The organism is Streptomyces sp. NPDC002676 (assembly GCF_053592455.1).
The window spans coordinates 1-16311 of the sequence record NZ_JBSFVT010000047.1; the positions used below are offsets into that span (position 1 = coordinate 1).

Annotated in this window: 22 protein-coding genes and 3 pseudogenes; 13 read left to right on the forward strand and 12 right to left on the reverse strand. The window is 68.9% G+C overall.

From position 1 onward, the window contains the following. Nucleotides 1-71: 71 nt before the first annotated feature. From ACWD3E_RS42430 to ACWD3E_RS42445, 4 genes are read right to left on the reverse strand one after another with little or no spacing between them, the layout of a single operon-like run. Nucleotides 72-437, reverse strand: coding sequence for a transposase (locus ACWD3E_RS42430; protein ID WP_451392809.1), 366 nt, complete (start codon nt 435-437; stop codon nt 72-74). Continuing rightward, nucleotides 434-973: a winged helix-turn-helix domain-containing protein gene (locus ACWD3E_RS42435; RefSeq protein ID WP_451392810.1), complete on the reverse strand. Its 540-nt coding sequence runs from the start codon at nt 971-973 to the stop codon at nt 434-436. The genes ACWD3E_RS42430 and ACWD3E_RS42435 overlap by 4 nt, the downstream gene beginning before the upstream one ends. A 58-nt stretch (nt 974-1031) precedes the next feature. After that, complete coding sequence (locus ACWD3E_RS42440) at nt 1032-1433, reverse strand: hypothetical protein (RefSeq protein ID WP_451392811.1); 402 nt, start codon at nt 1431-1433, stop codon at nt 1032-1034. Beyond that, nucleotides 1336-1680: a tyrosine-type recombinase/integrase gene (locus tag ACWD3E_RS42445; RefSeq protein ID WP_451392827.1), complete on the reverse strand. Its 345-nt coding sequence runs from the start codon at nt 1678-1680 to the stop codon at nt 1336-1338. The genes ACWD3E_RS42440 and ACWD3E_RS42445 overlap by 98 nt, the downstream gene beginning before the upstream one ends. Between ACWD3E_RS42445 and ACWD3E_RS42450 the strand changes: the two genes are divergently transcribed. Continuing rightward, nucleotides 1570-1914: a hypothetical protein gene (locus ACWD3E_RS42450; protein WP_451392830.1), complete on the forward strand. Its 345-nt coding sequence runs from the start codon at nt 1570-1572 to the stop codon at nt 1912-1914. The genes ACWD3E_RS42445 and ACWD3E_RS42450 overlap by 111 nt on opposite strands. Before the next feature lie 63 nt (nt 1915-1977). On the opposite strand, the gene ACWD3E_RS42455 is transcribed toward ACWD3E_RS42450, so the two are convergent. Next, the gene (locus ACWD3E_RS42455) at nt 1978-3045 is read right to left on the reverse strand and encodes a hypothetical protein (RefSeq protein ID WP_451392812.1); all 1068 of its coding nucleotides are present in this window, start codon (nt 3043-3045) and stop codon (nt 1978-1980) included. A gap of 343 nt (nt 3046-3388) precedes the next feature. Between ACWD3E_RS42455 and ACWD3E_RS42460 the strand changes: the two genes are divergently transcribed. The 4 genes and pseudogenes from ACWD3E_RS42460 to ACWD3E_RS42475 all read left to right on the forward strand — a co-directional run. After that, nucleotides 3389-3784: a DUF6233 domain-containing protein gene (locus ACWD3E_RS42460; RefSeq protein WP_451392828.1), complete on the forward strand. Its 396-nt coding sequence runs from the start codon at nt 3389-3391 to the stop codon at nt 3782-3784. Further along, nucleotides 3777-4163: a DUF6011 domain-containing protein gene (locus ACWD3E_RS42465; RefSeq protein ID WP_451392813.1), complete on the forward strand. Its 387-nt coding sequence runs from the start codon at nt 3777-3779 to the stop codon at nt 4161-4163. The genes ACWD3E_RS42460 and ACWD3E_RS42465 overlap by 8 nt, the downstream gene beginning before the upstream one ends. 511 nt (nt 4164-4674) lie before the next feature. After that, a complete protein-coding gene (locus ACWD3E_RS42470) occupies nt 4675-5694 on the forward strand; it encodes a hypothetical protein (RefSeq protein ID WP_451392814.1) in 1020 nt (339 codons plus the stop codon). A 2-nt stretch (nt 5695-5696) separates the two neighbouring features. Beyond that, nucleotides 5697-6251 (forward strand): annotated as a pseudogene (locus ACWD3E_RS42475) (class I SAM-dependent methyltransferase); the annotation flags it as partial. 259 nt (nt 6252-6510) lie between these two features. Here the strand turns inward: ACWD3E_RS42475 and ACWD3E_RS42480 are convergent. After that, nucleotides 6511-7152, reverse strand: a complete 642-nt coding sequence (locus ACWD3E_RS42480) for a TetR/AcrR family transcriptional regulator (RefSeq protein ID WP_451392815.1) — start codon at nt 7150-7152, stop codon at nt 6511-6513. A gap of 73 nt (nt 7153-7225) precedes the next feature. On the opposite strand from ACWD3E_RS42480, the gene ACWD3E_RS42485 reads away from it, so the two are divergent. Beyond that, the gene (locus ACWD3E_RS42485; RefSeq protein ID WP_451392816.1) at nt 7226-8056 is read left to right on the forward strand and encodes a class I SAM-dependent methyltransferase; all 831 of its coding nucleotides are present in this window, start codon (nt 7226-7228) and stop codon (nt 8054-8056) included. 249 nt (nt 8057-8305) lie between these two features. On the opposite strand, the pseudogene istB reads toward ACWD3E_RS42485, so the two are convergent. Continuing rightward, nucleotides 8306-9099, reverse strand: a pseudogene (gene istB / locus ACWD3E_RS42490) (IS21-like element helper ATPase IstB). 96 nt (nt 9100-9195) lie between these two features. Here istB and ACWD3E_RS42495 point away from each other — a divergent pair. Beyond that, entirely contained in the window at nt 9196-9366 is a 171-nt protein-coding gene (locus ACWD3E_RS42495) for a hypothetical protein (RefSeq protein WP_451392817.1), read from the forward strand. Here ACWD3E_RS42495 and ACWD3E_RS42500 read toward each other — a convergent pair. Together ACWD3E_RS42500 and ACWD3E_RS42505 are read right to left on the reverse strand one after the other, a co-directional pair. Continuing rightward, a pseudogene (locus ACWD3E_RS42500) lies at nt 9301-9702 on the reverse strand (transposase); the annotation flags it as partial. The gene ACWD3E_RS42495 and the pseudogene ACWD3E_RS42500 overlap by 66 nt on opposite strands. Before the next feature lie 73 nt (nt 9703-9775). Beyond that, complete coding sequence (locus tag ACWD3E_RS42505) at nt 9776-10153, reverse strand: winged helix-turn-helix transcriptional regulator (RefSeq protein WP_451392818.1); 378 nt, start codon at nt 10151-10153, stop codon at nt 9776-9778. 139 nt (nt 10154-10292) lie between these two features. Between ACWD3E_RS42505 and ACWD3E_RS42510 the strand changes: the two genes are divergently transcribed. The 3 genes from ACWD3E_RS42510 (at nt 10293) to ACWD3E_RS42520 (ending at nt 12124) form a co-directional block, all read left to right on the forward strand. Then, complete coding sequence (locus tag ACWD3E_RS42510; RefSeq protein ID WP_451392819.1) at nt 10293-11261, forward strand: NADP-dependent oxidoreductase; 969 nt, start codon at nt 10293-10295, stop codon at nt 11259-11261. A gap of 10 nt (nt 11262-11271) precedes the next feature. After that, nucleotides 11272-11613, forward strand: coding sequence for an NIPSNAP family protein (locus tag ACWD3E_RS42515; protein ID WP_451392820.1), 342 nt, complete (start codon nt 11272-11274; stop codon nt 11611-11613). A gap of 64 nt (nt 11614-11677) precedes the next feature. After that, nucleotides 11678-12124 (forward strand): GlcG/HbpS family heme-binding protein, encoded by a 447-nt coding sequence (locus ACWD3E_RS42520; RefSeq protein WP_451392821.1) that lies wholly within the window; start codon nt 11678-11680, stop codon nt 12122-12124. Between the two features lie 130 nt (nt 12125-12254). Here ACWD3E_RS42520 and ACWD3E_RS42525 read toward each other — a convergent pair whose 3' ends face one another. Next, the gene (locus ACWD3E_RS42525) at nt 12255-12380 is read right to left on the reverse strand and encodes a hypothetical protein (RefSeq protein WP_451392822.1); all 126 of its coding nucleotides are present in this window, start codon (nt 12378-12380) and stop codon (nt 12255-12257) included. 331 nt (nt 12381-12711) lie between these two features. Here ACWD3E_RS42525 and ACWD3E_RS42530 point away from each other — a divergent pair, with 331 nt between their 5' ends. The 3 genes from ACWD3E_RS42530 to ACWD3E_RS42540 all read left to right on the forward strand — a co-directional run bounded on the left by ACWD3E_RS42530 (nt 12712) and on the right by ACWD3E_RS42540 (nt 14512). Beyond that, entirely contained in the window at nt 12712-13209 is a 498-nt protein-coding gene (locus tag ACWD3E_RS42530; RefSeq protein WP_451392823.1) for a hypothetical protein, read from the forward strand. A gap of 444 nt (nt 13210-13653) precedes the next feature. After that, entirely contained in the window at nt 13654-14070 is a 417-nt protein-coding gene (locus tag ACWD3E_RS42535) for a hypothetical protein (RefSeq protein ID WP_451392824.1), read from the forward strand. A 250-nt stretch (nt 14071-14320) separates the two neighbouring features. Continuing rightward, a complete protein-coding gene (locus ACWD3E_RS42540) occupies nt 14321-14512 on the forward strand; it encodes a hypothetical protein (RefSeq protein WP_451392825.1) in 192 nt (63 codons plus the stop codon). Between the two features lie 46 nt (nt 14513-14558). On the opposite strand, the gene ACWD3E_RS42545 is transcribed toward ACWD3E_RS42540, so the two are convergent. Further along, complete coding sequence (locus tag ACWD3E_RS42545) at nt 14559-15122, reverse strand: dihydrofolate reductase family protein (RefSeq protein WP_451392826.1); 564 nt, start codon at nt 15120-15122, stop codon at nt 14559-14561. Between the two features lie 62 nt (nt 15123-15184). Continuing rightward, nucleotides 15185-16180 (reverse strand): sigma-70 family RNA polymerase sigma factor, encoded by a 996-nt coding sequence (locus ACWD3E_RS42550; protein ID WP_451392829.1) that lies wholly within the window; start codon nt 16178-16180, stop codon nt 15185-15187. Nucleotides 16181-16311: the final 131 nt, after the last annotated feature.

Genomic DNA, 16311 nt, shown 5'->3' on the forward strand with positions numbered 1-16311 from the left:
GAATGAGAGCCTGCGCTGCATGCCCTGTACTCGAACAGTCCCGGGACTGGTAGGCCCGTCGGGACCGCCTCTTAACACCGAATTAGGTCGGGTGCATAGGAGGGCAGCTGGACGATGGTGAGCCAGTCGTGATCAGCTGCGTACTGGCGCAATCGACTGCAGCGATGAACATTGAGGTTGTCCCAGACGACCACGATGGGGCCGCCGAGTTGCAGGTGAGCCCGGACGAGAAGGTCGCGGTAGTCCTGCCAGGTGAACCCTCGGTGAGCGCCCTGGTGATGGCCCTGGATGCGGGGGCGGTAGATCAGCCGGCTGCGTTCGCCGGACTTGAAGCAGCCCACGGCAGCCATCGAGATGCGGCCTCGGGAGGCGCCGTTGAACCGCACGACAGGTGTGCCGCCTCGTGGTGCCCAGGTGCGTGCGCAGTGCGACGTCATCGAGACGGCGGCTTCGTCCTCAAACACCAGCCATGCCCCGAGCGCCGCCGCGGTGGCTTTGCCCGCGGCCAGGTCTCCTTCAGCCAGCCGGCCACCGCAGCATCGTCCCGCTCGATGGCCTGCCGCGTGGGCTGCTGACAGGACCAGCCGTGCCGCCGGAGCAACTCCCACACTCCGCGGATCGACAGCGACACATCCAGCTGGTCGGCGATCAGCAACCGTACCCGCGCGAGTGTCCACCGCTCATCAGCCCAGCCCTGAGCCATCGCCCCTGCCAGCAGTAGCGGCTCGAGTACAGCGAAGTCATGGTCGTCGACCTTGGGTCGCTTGGCCGGGCCCGAAGGACGCAGTGCCTGTCGTCCTCCCTCCCGCCAGGACCGGCGCCACCGCTCCACCGACCGGACGCTGACCCGCAGTTCTTTCGCGATCACCGTGTTCTTCTCGCCCCGGACAAAGCCATCCGCGGCCAGCATGCGCACCCGCTCCCGCGCGGCCTGGCCCTGCGGAGTGAGACCACCGCCCTGCGCATATCTCATGGCCACGGCGTACCGCAGGGGATCTCACACTGTCACCCCCGACAACTGACTGGAAAGGTCAGTAGGCCGATGCATCCGTGGGTTCGGCTGGAACACGAGGATGCTGAGCGAGTCGAAGGGCTTCGTCCGTGACATCGGCGTCGAGCTGTGCCGCTGTCCTGACGCCGTATTCGAGGATGTCGTACTCGTCGTCCAGTCCGGCGAGACGCTCGGCCAGAGGCAGCTTGTGCCCGAAGTGCTGGTGGATCTGGAAGGCCAGCTCGCGTGGAGTCAGCTCGCCGGCCAGCATCCGGGCGGCAAGTGCTCGTGCGGCGGCTTCCTGCCCGGCAACGCTGCCAACCGCGTAGAAGGTGAGGCCCAGTTCATCGAGTGCCGGGGGAAGGAGGTCGGAAGCGTCGTAACCCGCCTCCGCGCGTGGGCGCCTGGCCTTCCCGGGCTCGGGAATCAGCAGGTCGCCCATCTCGCAGCCGAGCACGACGCAGATCACGTCCAGGTCCTCCCAGCCGCTTCGCGGCCCGCTGCTGCCCGGCCACCCAGGCGTCCTCGACCCGGGTCTGCTGGACCTGGATGTACCGCATCGTCGTGGCAATCCAGGAGTGCCCGAGGACCTCCTGAATCGCGAGCAGATCAAGGCCCCCGAGGTAGAGCTCGGATGCGCAAAAGTGCCGCAGGACGTGTGGCGTGAGCTTGTCGACCCAGCCGGGCAAATGGGTCTTCGCTGCGGCCGCCAGGCCGTCGAGCAACGCGTCGTCGCCGACCCGGCGCGAGGAACCGTCGGAGTTCTTGCGCTCGGAGGGGCACAGCGGGGCACCGGGACGGGTGTGGTCGTCGTCGAACTGGCCCCAGACGTCCTCGTGAACCACCGCAGCGTGCGGTCGGCGCCATTGATCGGCGGCACCATCCGCTCACGCGGGCCCGATCCGCGGGCGCCCTTGCCGTGACGCACATGGAGCTTTCCGAAGCCGCCCAGCTCCCTACGGAGGGTGTGTGACAGGTCCGACAGCTCATTGGATCAGGTCGGTGTGCGGATGCTCCGGAGATACCGGGCAGACGTAGAGCTGGAGATTGTCAGCGCTGCCGACTTCGACCGCGGTCGGCTGCGCGGGGTCCTGGCCAGCGACATGACTGGCGGCAAACGCGGCGGCTTGATCTTCGTATGGCGCCCAGCCGCGCGTACCGCCGTCCCATTCGAAGGAGGCGACGGTCAGCAGCGGGACCATCTGGACGTCGCAGACAGCGCAGAATCGGGGATACGGGTCAGTGCGGCCCCACGGGGGCCAGCCGCCAACCTTCCAGCCGGGAGCGTCAGCCAGCTCACTGTCATAGAACTCCCTCGGATAGTCCGCGTACGAGCTGTCCACACCGACGTCAGCTGCCTGCCATCTGTTCCAGTCCCCCAGCACCTGCCGCATCTCCGGGCTCAGATCGAGGCTGTTGGGGTATTCGGTGATTGCTTCTGGTGCCAGCAGACACGGCTCCGGCACATAGCCCGGGTAGTCCGCCTCATACGGTTCTGGCGGTGTGGCGACGATGTCGACGACCGCGGCGGCGGACCGCCAGAACAGTGCGGTCGACGGCTTGTAATCCGGATCGTGGTCGTAGGGGCACCAGAGAACCTGGAGCAGATCGGCCTGGCCGGGCGGCCGCAACAGGGGTATGTCGCGCAGATACAGCTGGGCCACGGGCAACATGGGGACTGGGCACTCCGCGGGCCACGGAGGGCCGGCGTCGAGTCGCTCCCTGAGCATCGCGGCGTTGCGGCCCTTGATCGCCTCCTCCTCGGGCGTGAACGCGGGACCATCGGGATCACGGTGCAGCCGGGCCCGCACGCGCCTCTCGAGCCGCACTTCTGCCGGCGGCTGGCGGAACCCACTGTCCAGGTGCGAGCCTTCGCAGTGCGGCCACGGCTCCGTCACCGGCCACAGCAACGGCCCCCCGACCGAGCTCTCCCTGACCGAAGGTGACCCGGCACGAGGATGCAGCCGAATCGCAGGACGCGCCAACGAAGCCAGCTCAGGAAAGACCACGGTCACGTCCACAGGCCGCGGCGGAGTAGTACGTACGAAAGCCATGCCGGTGATCCTGTCACCAGCCACTGACGGTCCCCGGCTGCCTCACCCGGCGTCGGTGGCGTCGGTTCTCAGCCGGCCAAGTTGAGCCGAAGCTCAGGAGTTGTGACCGGTGGAGCCGAGTGAGCTGGCGAAGTGGAACAGTCGAGGCAGTCTGGTTGTCACCAACAAGGCATTCGACTCGTCACATGCGTTCATTCAGCACTCTTTCTGTCACCAGAAGCGAAGATCGGGAGCCGGTGGCTCTCCGCCCCGCTTCTATGAGGTCATGGCCGCGTCCTACCGCAACCCCGAGACAGGTGGCGTCGAGGCGGCGGAGTACAGGCTCTGGGTGGAGGCGCCGGCGATGGTTCGGCCGGTTGAAGGCGTCGACTACAGCTCGGTCCCGACGACGCCAGTCCCGCCGCCCTCCGTGGTCGCCGAGGTCCTCGGCCCGCGCTGCCCGTCCCGGCTGGGTCAGGTCGGCACCGGCCGCGGCCCGAGCCACGGCATCGTCCACGCCGTCGACTGCGCGGAGGCCCCGAAGGACGCGCTCCCGCTCAGCTGGGAACGCGCCCTCGAGGCAGCCGGGCGTCCGGGCGTCCGGCTCTGCTCCCTCTGCAGCGCCACCGCCGAACTCCCGGTCCTAGGGGGGCTTCGACCGCGGCTTCGACCGTTCCGGGCGCCCCGCACAACGCGTGCGGGGCGCCTGCACAATGGCTTTGACCAACCGTCAGACCACGAAGGACCACACCATGGATGACGCCTCCCCGCACCAGCCGTTGACGCCCCGCACCGCCCCGACCGACGGCGGCGAGCAGGGCCGCGCAGCCCGCATCCGGGCCACCGCGGCGACGGCCGCCACTCGCGTCCGCGAGCAGGCTGTGAAGGCCGCCATGGCCGCCCGCCCGCACGTCGTGCCGATCGTCACCGCCGTCGCGACGGTCGCCGTCACCTCCCTGCTCTCCTCCGCCCGCGATGATGGCCGGCCGACCGACCGGGGCCCATCGCTGTCCCCGTCGTGCCAGCCGACCGGCGGGGGCCCGTCCTCGTCGTGCCGGGAGTGCGGGCGACCCCTCACCGACGAGCTGTCTCGTCTGGCCGGGTACGGGCCGACCTGCGCCCGCTCCCTGCTCATCTGAGTGTTGCTGCAAAGGGAGTCCCTGCTCGATGAGCAGGGGCTTCTTCGTGCTCGGAGCGTGATCGCGGAGGGGTGAGGGCAGGCAGCGGGCGTCGCGGACCGCGAGGGCGAGTGCGAATTCGATGGCTGGCGCTCGGACGGCGCCTCCGGGCCGGGGTCGCGCACCGGGATCTCGCTTCCGCAGTCCTTGCAGTCCACGGTGGTGCGCAGCACCGCGTACGGAACGCCCACGGATATGCCGTGGGAGCCCCGGGGCGGGTGGCCCAGCGCCCGAGCATCGGGAGGACGCGGGCAATCCTACCCTCAGCCACCCGCACCACTCACGGACCAGCGGCGCGAACTTTCAGCCATCAGCGAGGAGTTGGATGGATTCCGGTGTCTCGCTGGCATGCTGCGGTAACAAAGGTGGTTGCCTGGTGTCCGTGTGATTCGGGGGTGTCATGGGAGCGGGTGAACTCGCCGCGGCTGCTGTCGGGGTCCTGGCGGCTGTGATCACGGGGACAGCAACCGCAGTGGGCGAGCAGGCTGGGGCCGCTGTCGCGCAGGTCGTACGAGACCGGCTGGGGGCGTCGGATCGCGGTCGGGCCGCACTGGCGGATCTTGAGGAGACCGGGGCGTCCCCCGAGGCGCAGGCCGGGGCATCGGCGGTTCTCGCCGAGGAGATCGAGACCGATCCCCGGCTGCAACACGCGCTGACGGTTCACCTGAGTGCACCGCATGCTGCCGGCGGTGTGGTCATCGACCGCAGCCGGATGCGCGGCGACAACCCGATCCTGGTCGGCAGCGGGACGATCAACTTCAGGAAGCCGACGTCAGCGGCCGGCATGGTGGCGCTCATGCTGGCCGTGCTGGTGGTCCTCGCTGTGATCGTCCTCGCCGTGTACGGCGGGAGCCGGATCCTGAGTTCTGAGGACTCTCCGGAAAGCGGCCATGGCTCCACATCCGCGACAGCCGGCAAGAACGATGGCCCAGCGCCGGGCAGCGGCAGCGGCAGCGGCAGCGAGGAGAGGGCCACTACACCTCGTGCGCTGACTGTGGCGGAGACGAAGGACGTGGTGCCTGGACTGGAGGACATGCCGTCAGGCTGGGCAGTCTTCAGTGTGCGCAACGGGTTCCCCGTCGAAGGGGAGAAAGGGTGTAACGCGGGAACCGCGAACTATGAGAACCCGGAAAAGAACTCGGGCAACCTCATGGTGACCTATCGCGTGACCGCGTGCCGAGACGTCCGAACGGTGATCGATGGGTACGCGGAGGTGTTGAAGGGTGCCGAAACCAGCGATCCGGAAGAGACGCGTATCTCGATGCCGAAGTGTGGTGATGAGAGCTTCGCGACCAGGTACACCATCACTGACGGCACAAGCGACTCGAACGGCGATCACGTCGAGATGCGAGCCCGGGTGGGAGCGGTCTTCATCGACATGACCTACGGCCCGATCGGCGACGGCCCCTACAGGCTCGACTTCCTGGAGCGGGCCCAGGAGCTCATGCAACTCGTCTGCGATCGGGCTGTCGCTTCGCAGAACACTCCCTGACCGAGCGGCCCGCGATGCTGGCTCTCGCCGGAGACATGGCCGGCCGGCGGATCCTTGACGCCGGCTGCGGTTCCGGCCCCTGTTCGCGGCGCTGCGCAACCGTGGCGCCATCGTGAGCGGCTTCGACGCGAATGCCGGGATGCTGGAGCTGGCTCGGCGACGGTGCGGATCTGAAGGTGGCGGACCTTTGCGGCCCACTTCCTTACTCTGATGACACGTTCGACGATGTAGTCGCGTCCTTGGTGCTGCACTACGTGGAGAACTGGGGGCCGGCGCTGGCCGAGCTGCGCCGCATACTCAGGCCCGGCGGTCGGCTGATCGCGTCTGCCGACCATACCTTTGCCATCAACCTCATCGATGCTTTCACCAGGGCCGGTTTCCGGATAACGGTCATCAGCGAGCCAGAGCCTGATCCAGCCGCCCGCGAGCTGTTCCTCGAAGTCGTCGCGGCCAAGCCGCGCTTCCTGTGCTTCCTGTTCTTCGTCCTGCAGGCCGACTCAGTGTCCTGTCGATCAGGTGAGTCGTTGATGGGATTGTGGGACATAGGGGTGATCTGACGGATTCCCAGTGGGAGCGGTGATTGTGTCGGTGGGAAGCGGCAACGCCTGACGGCGAGTTCCGTGAACGCTCGATCCTGATCGGCTGCAGAAATGTCGGTGCGCTTCAGCAACGCTGCCGAGCAGTTGAGCCGTTGCGGGGCCCGGTGAGAACGTTCCTTGAAAAACGGCCGCCCCTTGCTCGGGCCGAAGCCATACCTGCTCAGTGGGCCTCCCCAGGTATCTGGCGCTTGGCCTGCGGAGAACTCGCTGTGGAGGTCTACCTGACCCGGGCAGGGGCGGACGGGGGCGACGTGCGACCGAGGCGCTCAGGTCGCGGCTGGGGTGGTCGCAAGGCGCTGGCGATGACGATGGTCACCATCTTGCGGACGGCGGCGGTCTGCGGCGGGGCGCTTGCCCGGTCGGCGAACAGCAGGTGTCCGGCCCCGACGAGGGTGGGGGCGAGTGTGTCGATGTCGGCGTCACCGGCCAGGCGCCCCAACTCCCGCTCGGCAGTGAGATAGGCGGCGATCATGGCGGTGCCTTGCATGGCCAGTGGGATGCCGGTCAGACCGGCCTCACGCAGCCGGACGCGGAGGCCGTCGCGGAAGGTGATGAGCGCGACGATTGCCACCGTGACCGGCCCGAACAGGTCCTGCAGGGCGTCGGCGAGGTTGTCCACCACGCCCCCGGTGCCAGCGGCGGCACGCAGGGCCGTGGTTCGTTCCTCGATGCCGCGGACGCGGGCGAGGACCAGTTCCGCCAGGAAAGCGTCGAAGTCGGTGAAGTGCCGGTGCAGCACGCCCTTGGCGCAGTTCGCCTCCTCCGTGACCGCCCGGCTGGTCAACGCGTCGGGCCCGTCCCGGAGCAGGACGCGCTCGGCGGCTTCGAACAACTGGCCGCGCACGTTGTGGATGTGCACCCCTGACGGCATTGTCTCCCTTTCCGCGCCGGCCCGCCTTAACAAGTGGGCAACCGCCCATTAGTGTGGGCGCATGCCCACTTTATCGCAGGGACAGCCGGACAAGTCCGGTCCCGAGCCCCACCGCCACCGGCAGACGGCCGAGTCGTTCGGCGTGGACGCCGAACGCTACGACCGTGCCCGACCGCCATATCCCCAGGCCCTGGTGGACAGAATCGTCGCGGCAAGCCCCGGTCGGCACGTCCTCGACGTCGGAGCCGGGACCGGTATCGAGGCCCGGCAATTCCAGGCGGCCGGCTGCACGGTGCTCGGTGTCGAGCCCGACAAGCGGATGGCCGCCTTTGCGCGCCGCAGCCGTGTCGAGGTCGAGGTCGCCAGGTTCGAGGACTGGCAGCCGGCCGGGCGGCAGTTCGATGCGGTCATCGCCGGCACCGCCTGGCACTGGGTGGACCCCGTCGCCGGCGCGGCCAAGGCGGCCCAGGTGCTCCGGCCCGGCGGCCGACTCGCCCCCTTCCACCACGTCCCCCAGCTCCCGCCCGAAGTGATCGACGCCCTCGCCGAAGCGCTCCAACAGGTCGCCCCCGATTCCCCGTTCAACCCCGGCCTGCTGAGAGGCTCGGCCGTGGACGCATACCAACCACTGTTCGCGAAAATCGCCGACGGGATCCGGCAGACCGGCACCTTCAGCGAGCCGGAACAGTGGCGCTTCACCTGGGAGCGCACCTACTCCCGAGAAGAGTGGCTCGACCAACTCCCCACCTTCGGCGGCCTCACCCAACTCCCCGCAGACAAAATGGCCGAGGTCCTGGACAGCGCCGGAACCGCGATTGACAAGATCGGCGGACACGCCACCATGCCCTACACATCCGTCGTGATCACCTCGACCCGCTCCAACACGGCCTGACCACCGCAACCGTCGGGCGTCGCCTAGCGCGAGCAGACTCATGAGCTCGGCGACGCAGAGGAGTGTGAGGTCGGCGCGTTGACCTGGAAGACCCGAGCCCTCGTCCAAGCTGCGGCAGAACGCCCGTTCATCTGGGTCGACGACTCGATCATCGATCCCGCTCGGGTGGGAGCGCACCATCGAGGGGAAGCACTCCAGCATCGTGTCGATTCCTTCCAGGGGACGGGAGCAGCATGTGATGACTCCTGTTCAGCGTGTGGCGGTGCGTTCTGTCTTGGCCCGGGTCTCAGCGAGGCGGTAGGAGTCTGTGCCGGTCTCGATGATCGTGCCGTTGAAAGTGAGCCGGTCGACGATGGCCGTGAGAGCCGGGGGTCGGTGAAGGTGTTGGTCCACGCGCCGAAGGCTTCATTGGAGGCGATGGCGACGCTGTTCTTCTCCTCCCGCTCGGTCAGAACCTGGAACAGCAGTTCGGCGCCGTGCTTGTCGAGCTCCAAGTGTCCGAGTTCGTCGATGCACAAAAGATCGACACGGCCGTAGCTGGCGATCGTCTTGGTCAGCTGCTTCTCGTCCGCGGCCTCGACCAGCTCGTTGACGAGCTTCGCCGCTAGGGTGTACTTCGCCCGGAAACCTGCCATTGCGGCCTCAGTGCCCAGGGCGATCAGCAGGTGGGACTTGCCGGTGCCGGAGTCGCCGATCAGGCAGAGCGGCTGTCCCTTCTTCACCCACGCGCAAGTCGCGAGGGTGTGGACGACGGCGGCGTCGATGTTGGGGTTGGCGTCGAAGTCGAACTCCCGCAGCGACTTCTGCCTCGGGAAAGCTGCGGCCTTGATCCGGCGCTCGGAGCGGCGCCGGGCCCGGTCGTCGCACTCTGCGAGCAGCAGTTCGGCGAGAAAGGCGAGATAGGACATCTGCTCGCGGGCGGCCTGCTCGGCCAGGTCCGGGAACTTCGCGCGGATGGTGGGCAGCCGGAGCATCCGGCAGGCGCCGACCACGGCGGTTTCGGCCGCCTGCTCGCTCATCCGGCGGCGGCTGGTGGCGTTCATGGCATCTGCTCTCCCTTGCTGGCAGTGGTGGTGCGGCGGCTGAGGAGCTGGTTCGTAGGGGGCCGGTGAGGGAAGCGGCCGGGTGTCGGGCGGCAAATGAGCCAGCCGCCGCGCGGTCAGGAAGGTCACCGTCGGCTCCCGCCGCCGCTGCGGCGGTTCCGGCTCGGGCAAGGTGGTGTCGACGTCGTCGGCTTCCTGGGCCTTGCGCGGACGGCCGCCGAATCGGCCTCGCCGCAGGCGGTGGCCGACTTGGTCGGATGGCTGTGAGATGACCGCACGGATGCCCCGGCGCCGCAGGTGGCTGCGGACGGCGCGTGAGGAGTACGCGCGGTCGGCGAGAACGGCCAGGGGCCGGGTCCGGGGCCTGCCCGGGCCCCTGCGGGGCACGCGGAGGCGGGACATCACCGTCTCGAAGGCGGATGCGTCACCTGCCTGGCCTGCGGTGACGGTGAGAGCGAGAGGCCCTGCGCGGCCGCCTGCGGCCAGGTGGACCTTGGTGCTCAGCCCGCCGTGGGAGTTCGTGGGAATGTGGGCTCCCGGCCGGGACCCCGGGCCGGTCCGGGTGGTGTTGCCGACCGTGAACTTGAGAACGATCAGTCCCAGTTGGCGTCGCGGGAGGACCGGTCTGGGTGCCGCACGGTGTCGCGCGTACCGGGGTACAGGCCTGTTGGCCCCGTTACGGCGCCGTCGGCTCCGGCCGGAAGGCGTGGTCGATGTTCTCCTCGACCCAGGTGCGGAGCACGTTGAGCGGGATCGCGGCGCTCTTGCCGAGGGGGGTGAGGGCGTACTCGACGTGCAGGGGGACGGCGGGGTAGATGGTGCGGTCGAGGATGCCGGAGTCCTCCAGGCGGCGGAGCGTCTGGGTGAGCACCTTGGGGCTGACGCCCTGGAGCCTGCGCTGGAGCTCTCCGAAGCGCTGGGGCCCGTCCTCCAGGGCGCCGATGGCCAGCGCGGACCACTTGTTGGCGAGCAGGTCGAGCAGGGCGCGGCAGGGGCACTGGGCGGCGTAGACGTCGTGGTGCGCGTGCTGGCCGCTGGGGCAGGTGGTCGTCACGCTCACTCTCCTCACCAGGTCACTTCCCAACGGGAAGTACTGGACCTTGAAGGTAACTATACCCCCGGGGATAGCGTCGTCGACGTCAACGGGGGCCCGCCGAGGGCCTTCTGCAGAGTGCCTTTTCAGGAGATGACGCATGTCCGCAGACATGATGCGCGCGGTGGTTCAGGACGGTTTCGGCGGACCGGAGGTGCTGCGGATCCAGCAGGTGCCGCGCCCGGCGCCGCTGCCCACCGAGGTACTGGTGCGGGTGCACGCGGCCGGGATCAACCCGGTGGACTGGAAGACCCGCGGCGGCACCGGCATGGCCGGCCTGCTGGGTGAGCCGCCGTTCACCCTCGGCTGGGACGTGTCCGGGGTGGTGGAGGAGGTCGGCTTCGGCGTGACCACTCTGAAGGCCGGCGACGAGGTCTACGGCATGCCGTGGTTCCCGCGCGTCGCGAACGCCTACGCCGAGTACGTGACCGCCCCGGCCCGGCAGTTCGCCCGCAAGCCCGCCACTCTCGACCACGTGCACGCCGCCGCCGTGCCGCTGGCGGCGCTGACCGCCTGGCAGGCCGTGGTCGACACCGCGCACCTGCAGGCCGGCCAGCGCGTCCTGGTCACCGCCGCCGCAGGCGGGGTCGGCCACTTCGCCGTCCAGTTCGCCCGGCATCTGGGCGCCCATGTGATCGCCACCGCCAGCAGCGCCCGTCACCCCTGGCTCAAGGAGCTCGGCGCGGAGGAGACCATCGACTACACCACCACCCGCTTCGAAGACGCTGTCGCCGACGTCGATGTCGTCATCGACCTGGTGGGCGATGCCCATGACCAGACCGGCACCCGCTCGCTGAAGGTCCTGCGCCCGGGCGGCCTTCTGGTCGCGATCCCGGCCGGCGTCTCCCCGGAACTGGCCCAGGCCGCCGAGGCGGCCGGCGTGCGTGTCACTGCGTTCCTGGTCGAGCCGGACGGCGCGGCGCTGACGACGATCGCCGACCTGATCGATGCCGGCCAGGTCGCCGTCGCGGTGGAGGAGACCTTCCCGCTGGAGCAGGCCGGCACGGCCCACGCCCGCGGCGAAGCGGGCCGCACTCGCGGCAAGCTCGTCCTCACCGTCACCAACTGACCACCCCGGCATGCACCTTTGGAGCAGCACCGTGTACTACGAGATCCGCCGCTACCAGGCGCAGCCCGGACGCCGCGAGGAGTGGGTGCGCTACATGGAGGACGTGGTCATCCCGTTCCAGGCCTCACTGGGTATGGACGTGACCGGCTCCTTCGTCGATGACGAGGACGAGGACGGCTACGTGTGGATCCGCCGGTTCGAGGACGAGGCCCAGAGCCAGGCTCTGTACGCGGCCGTTTACGAACACGACCGCTGGAAGAACGAGATCGGCCCGGTCGTCCACGGCCTGCTGATCCCCGAGAAGACCGTCGTCACCCGCGTGGTCCCCACCCCCGGCTCATCACTGCGGTGACCCGGCCCCACCACTGCGCCCGGAACGGCGCCACCCGCACAGCGCAGCAACAAAGGAACTACTCATGAGCACCGACACACCCGCAAAGTCCTCCCCCGCCTCCTCGATCACCCAGACCGCCGCAGGCGCACTGATCGCAGAGGTGCACGCCGCCGCCGCCCGGATCGGTTTCACGGCGGCTGTCGCCGTCACCGACCCGGGCGGGCACCTCAAGGCGTTCGACCGCGCCGACGACGCGCCCTTCCTCACCACCGAGGTCGCCGTCGACAAGGCCTGGACCGCAGCCTCCTTCCACACCCCCACCCATGCATGGAACGACTACCTCGCCAATCCGCGGATCGCGCCACTGGCCGGCCACCCGCGCCTGATGGCAGTCGGCGGCGGCTACCCGATCATCGACAACGGACAGTGCGTCGGAGGCCTCGGAATCTCCGGCGGCAGCTACGAGCAGGACCAGCAGGCCGCCGAAGAGGCCCTGACCGCCCTCGGGTTCGAAGTGCCCGCCCGCTGACCGCCCGACCCAACCCGCACAGTCCGCCCTTCAGCGCTGAGCAGCGCATCGTCTGGAGGAGTAACTGCCTCAGGCCCGTCGACATCGATCGACGCGAGATGCGCGCTCTTCGCCAGGATGTTCTGGCCGGTCACCGCGAGGAGCGGTGACCGGCCCCGGCGTGGACGCCGTACCGACGCAGCCGCGCCTCCCGCACACCGCCCCACAGGCACGCCAGGCTCGCCCACACGACACAGAACACGTCACGTGCCGTCATCTGTCTCCCTGCTCTCCCTCGCCCAGCGCCACCCGGCACGGGCCGCGTACCAGGATGACGCGGCACCCGGCCCCATGGTTCACGAGGGTGCGCGGGCACACCGGCTCCTGGGACTTACATGGTCGTGGCGGGGCCACCACGAAGGGCCGGTAGCCGCCTTCGCCGTCGGGCACGCGACTGCTGCCCCTGATCAGCCTTCGCCGAGTGGAACCGGTCAACGAGTCAGTGCAGTCAACTGACCAGGCACGCCAGGCTCACTGACCCATCGGACACGCCCCATGACAGCCCCGGCCCTGGTGCTGGCTGGCTATCGGGATACGAGGAGGGGAATGTGCCAGATGAGCGGCTCGACGCGGAGTGGGTCCGGTCCTGGTGGGAGCAGGCCGATGCGGCGCTGACGAAGCTGATGCAGTCCTTCCTCCCGACGCACGGCTTCCCACCCGGCCACAACGCCGTGATGCTCGCAACCGACGACAGCCACCAGGCCACGGACGCACTCGTGGACCTGACGCCGATCCCCTCCGACCTGACCACGCTCTACGGGGTGATCAGCGAGGCTCCCCTGCCCGACGTCGACAGCGGGTACTTCATCCACTCACCCACGACGGCGGCGGAACACTTCCGCGAGTACGGCCCCGCTCCGATCGACGGCGAATCGATCGCACTGGTCTTCGCCAGCGACGGCGGGGGCCGTCTGTTCGCGATCGGGGACAGCGGACGAGTCTGGAAGTCCACCACGGCTTCCTGGCTTGACGACTTTGAGGTCGTCGCAGGCAGCTTGCAGGAATTCCTCGAACAGCTCGGCCGACGGATCGCGAGCCAGCTCTGATCGTCGGCCTAGGAGCAAACAGGACCCCTGTCCCACAGGACGATCTCATTCCGCAGTTGGGGAATCGTGAGCAGGTGTGGGGTCACCCCTGAGCAGTGGATGGCCGATGAAATTGGCCACCTGGTGCTTTGGGGTCGGCCAGACTTGCTCTGCTGATCCCCACACATTGATCTTGATCGGTGTGTCGTGGTGGGTGGGGTCTGATCGGCGCCGTCTGCGTGGGCGAGTTCGGTCTCGTCAGGGGCCTGGATGCTCACGCGAGGAAGATGTGGATGCGCACGCGCTGCGCCGGAGGGATCGGACCGGGGAAACACGGCCGCGTCCCGGCACACCCCGGCAAGACTTCAGCCGTTCGCCATCCCACCGCCCGCTGTCCGCCATCCAGGCAGCGGGCCGAGATCGTACCCTTCCGCAGTTCAAATCGATCAACATCCTGGAGGGGACATGCGAGACCGCGTACGGATCGCCTGCCGCGCAGCGGCGGTGGCCATCGCGCTGGCGGCAGCGGGAGGAGCGGCCACCGTCCCGGCGGTTGCAGCGCCCACCGGTATCACCCAAACCGCGCCGGCACCGGCGCCGACCGGCCTGACGTACAGCTATGACACGGCCACCGAGCAGGTGACCGTCAGCTGGGACCCGAAGGACCCGGCCGACACAGTGACGACCGGCTATCGCGAGGGGTCCTGCAGCGGGCCCTCGACCGCCGACGGGCCGTGCTTCGTCCGGCTGTCGGGGCCGCTGCTGACCGGCAACTCGTTCACGTTCCACCGGGCTGCGGGCCGGACGAGCTACTTCCGGCTGTACGCCGAGAACGCGGCGCACCAGCTCACCGGCTCGGCGATCCTCACCATCACCACCTGAGGCAGCCCGGCATAGGACTGGCCCCGAAGTCGACCCGTGACAACGTAGTAGACGCGCTGCACTGGCCAGGTTCGGGGCCTTGCCGCCGTTGTTTCCGACCAGCCGCACGGCGGCGGCCAGCAGATTCCGCAGCCCGCCCACATCGCCGTTCTTCGAAGCTCACCACTGCGTTGAACTACGCACCGCGTGAGGCGAGGAGCAGCCCTGGCACGCGGCGGAGGCCATCGCCCGCGCCGTCATCGACTTCGCCGTGCAGATCCTCACCGAGGACCACGAGGACATCACCGACGTCCTCCGTCAGCTGGAGGCGGTCGGAGTGGGTCAGGCCGTTGATGCGCACCCCGCACCGGCCGGTGCGCGCCCGGTGCGCCTGTCCATCGTGGTGCGCACCGGGGACGGAGCCTCCGCCAACTTGAAGTCGCAGATCATAGGGCTGGTGTGACCGGTTCTCGGAGTGCTCACGCTGCTCGTGGGAGGGAGTCCGGCGGTCATGCGGCGGCCCTCCGGTGGCGGGTGAGGACGGCGGGGCCGACCTGTTCCGCCGACAGGCACTCCAGCATCGCGTGCGGGCCTCCCGCGGGGAAGAGCCGGTCGCCGGTGCCGAGGACGGTGGGAAACGTCAGAAGCCGGTACTCGTCGATCAGGTCCTCGGCCATCAACTGGCGCCCGATGCTGAGGCTGCCGATGACGACCACATCGCGCGGTTCGTGCTTGACGGCGTCGATGACGTCGCCTTCCAGAATGCGCGAGTTCGCCCACGCCGCGTTGTCCGTGCCGCTCAGCGTGCGGGAAGCGACCAGTTTCCGGGCGGCGTTCATGCGTGCGGCAAACGGGCCTTCACGTCCGGGCCACAGCCGCGAGAAGATCTGCCAGGTCGTGCGCCCGAACAGCAGCACGCCGTCGTCCAGCGTGCGGTCGAGACGGAATTTGTCTCCGTCGATGGCTTCGCGGCCGTGCCGCAGCGCCCAGCCGCCCAGCGGCGTCCCCTCCGAACCGGTGGGGTCGGACATGACCCCGTCCAAGGTGACGAACCCGATCACGATGATGCTCACAGCGATGTTCCTCTCGCTCAGGTCGAGTGCTCACCGGTACATACCGGCGGCCCCCGCCCGACTCATCGCTCCGACGCGAAATCCCCGGCAGGAATGTGCCGCGGCAGCTCGAAGACGTCGAAGACGCCCGGATCGGCGAAGACGACGTTGTGCGCCACCAGGCCGCCGGTGACGGTGAGCACCTGGAGGGTGTGCAGCCGGTGCCCCCCGCCGGGCTGTGGCGCGTACGCCGCCAGCGCCGGCTGCCCGTTCGCTGTGAGTTCCCGTACGGCCCAGCCGGTGCCGCGCGTCCGGAAGACGCGCTCCAGGAACCGACCGTAGTCGGCGCGGCCGCGGTACCACAGCGGGACTGGCGGCATCTCCAGGATCGCGTCCTCGGCCAGCAACTGCACCAGTGCGGGCACGTCGGCGGCCTCGAACGCCCGCACATACCGCTGCACCACCGCCCGCACCCCGGGATCGTCCGGCTCACGCACCGCATCGGGACCGCCCGCGCCCGCGAGGGCGGCACGGGCGCGCTGCAGTGCGCTGTTGACCGCCACCACAGTGGTCCCCAGCTGCTCGGCGACCTCGGCCGCGGTGAACCCCAGCACCTCCCGCAGCACCAGGACGGCGCGCTGCCGGGCCGGAAGCACCTGCACCGCCGCCACCCACGCCAGGCGCAGATCAACCCGCGCCTGGACATCCGACCGCGCATCAGGAAACGGCTCCAGCCAGGGGACATCGAGCGCCGGCGTCAGCACGGCCTCAGGATCGTCGCTCGGCGTACCCAACCCGGACGGCAGCGGGCGCCGGCCGTGCCCCTCCAGCGCAGTCAGGCATGCATTCGTTGCGATCCGGTACAACCAGGTCCGCACCGACGCGCGCGCCGGGTCATACCGATCCCGGGCCTTCCAGGCACGCAACAGCGTCTCCTGAACCACATCCTCGGCCTCGTGGAACGAACCCAGCATCCGGTAACAGAACGCGAGCAGCTCGCCCCGGTACGACTCGAAGTCCACCGGCCCATCATGCCGTACGCCGGTCTCAGCCCGACATCCAACGCAGTCCGCCCGGATCAGCACGCCGCACACGTGGCTCTGTACGCGAGAAGGGGCTCTGGCTCAACTTCTGTGATGCGGCCACTCTGAGTGACAGTCAGGCTCCTTCGAGCCATACACGAAGTCGCCCGAAAATGATTCGTGGGCAA

What these genes read in the sequence shown, in the direction of transcription:
- ACWD3E_RS42430 (WP_451392809.1), bottom strand. Translation starts at nt 437, where the DNA reads ATGACGTCGCACTGCGCACGCACCTGGGCACCACGAGGCGGCACACCT.
- ACWD3E_RS42435 (WP_451392810.1), bottom strand. Translation starts at nt 973, where the DNA reads ATGAGATATGCGCAGGGCGGTGGTCTCACTCCGCAGGGCCAGGCCGCG.
- ACWD3E_RS42440 (WP_451392811.1), bottom strand. Translation starts at nt 1,433, where the DNA reads ATGGGCGACCTGCTGATTCCCGAGCCCGGGAAGGCCAGGCGCCCACGC.
- ACWD3E_RS42455 (WP_451392812.1), bottom strand. Translation starts at nt 3,045, where the DNA reads ATGGCTTTCGTACGTACTACTCCGCCGCGGCCTGTGGACGTGACCGTG.
- ACWD3E_RS42460 (WP_451392828.1), top strand. Translation starts at nt 3,389, where the DNA reads ATGGTTCGGCCGGTTGAAGGCGTCGACTACAGCTCGGTCCCGACGACG.
- ACWD3E_RS42465 (WP_451392813.1), top strand. Translation starts at nt 3,777, where the DNA reads ATGGATGACGCCTCCCCGCACCAGCCGTTGACGCCCCGCACCGCCCCG.
- ACWD3E_RS42485 (WP_451392816.1), top strand. Translation starts at nt 7,226, where the DNA reads ATGCCCACTTTATCGCAGGGACAGCCGGACAAGTCCGGTCCCGAGCCC.
- ACWD3E_RS42495 (WP_451392817.1), top strand. Translation starts at nt 9,196, where the DNA reads ATGAGCCAGCCGCCGCGCGGTCAGGAAGGTCACCGTCGGCTCCCGCCG.
- ACWD3E_RS42510 (WP_451392819.1), top strand. Translation starts at nt 10,293, where the DNA reads ATGTCCGCAGACATGATGCGCGCGGTGGTTCAGGACGGTTTCGGCGGA.
- ACWD3E_RS42515 (WP_451392820.1), top strand. Translation starts at nt 11,272, where the DNA reads ATGCACCTTTGGAGCAGCACCGTGTACTACGAGATCCGCCGCTACCAG.
- ACWD3E_RS42520 (WP_451392821.1), top strand. Translation starts at nt 11,678, where the DNA reads ATGAGCACCGACACACCCGCAAAGTCCTCCCCCGCCTCCTCGATCACC.
- ACWD3E_RS42525 (WP_451392822.1), bottom strand. Translation starts at nt 12,380, where the DNA reads ATGACGGCACGTGACGTGTTCTGTGTCGTGTGGGCGAGCCTGGCGTGC.
- ACWD3E_RS42535 (WP_451392824.1), top strand. Translation starts at nt 13,654, where the DNA reads ATGCGAGACCGCGTACGGATCGCCTGCCGCGCAGCGGCGGTGGCCATC.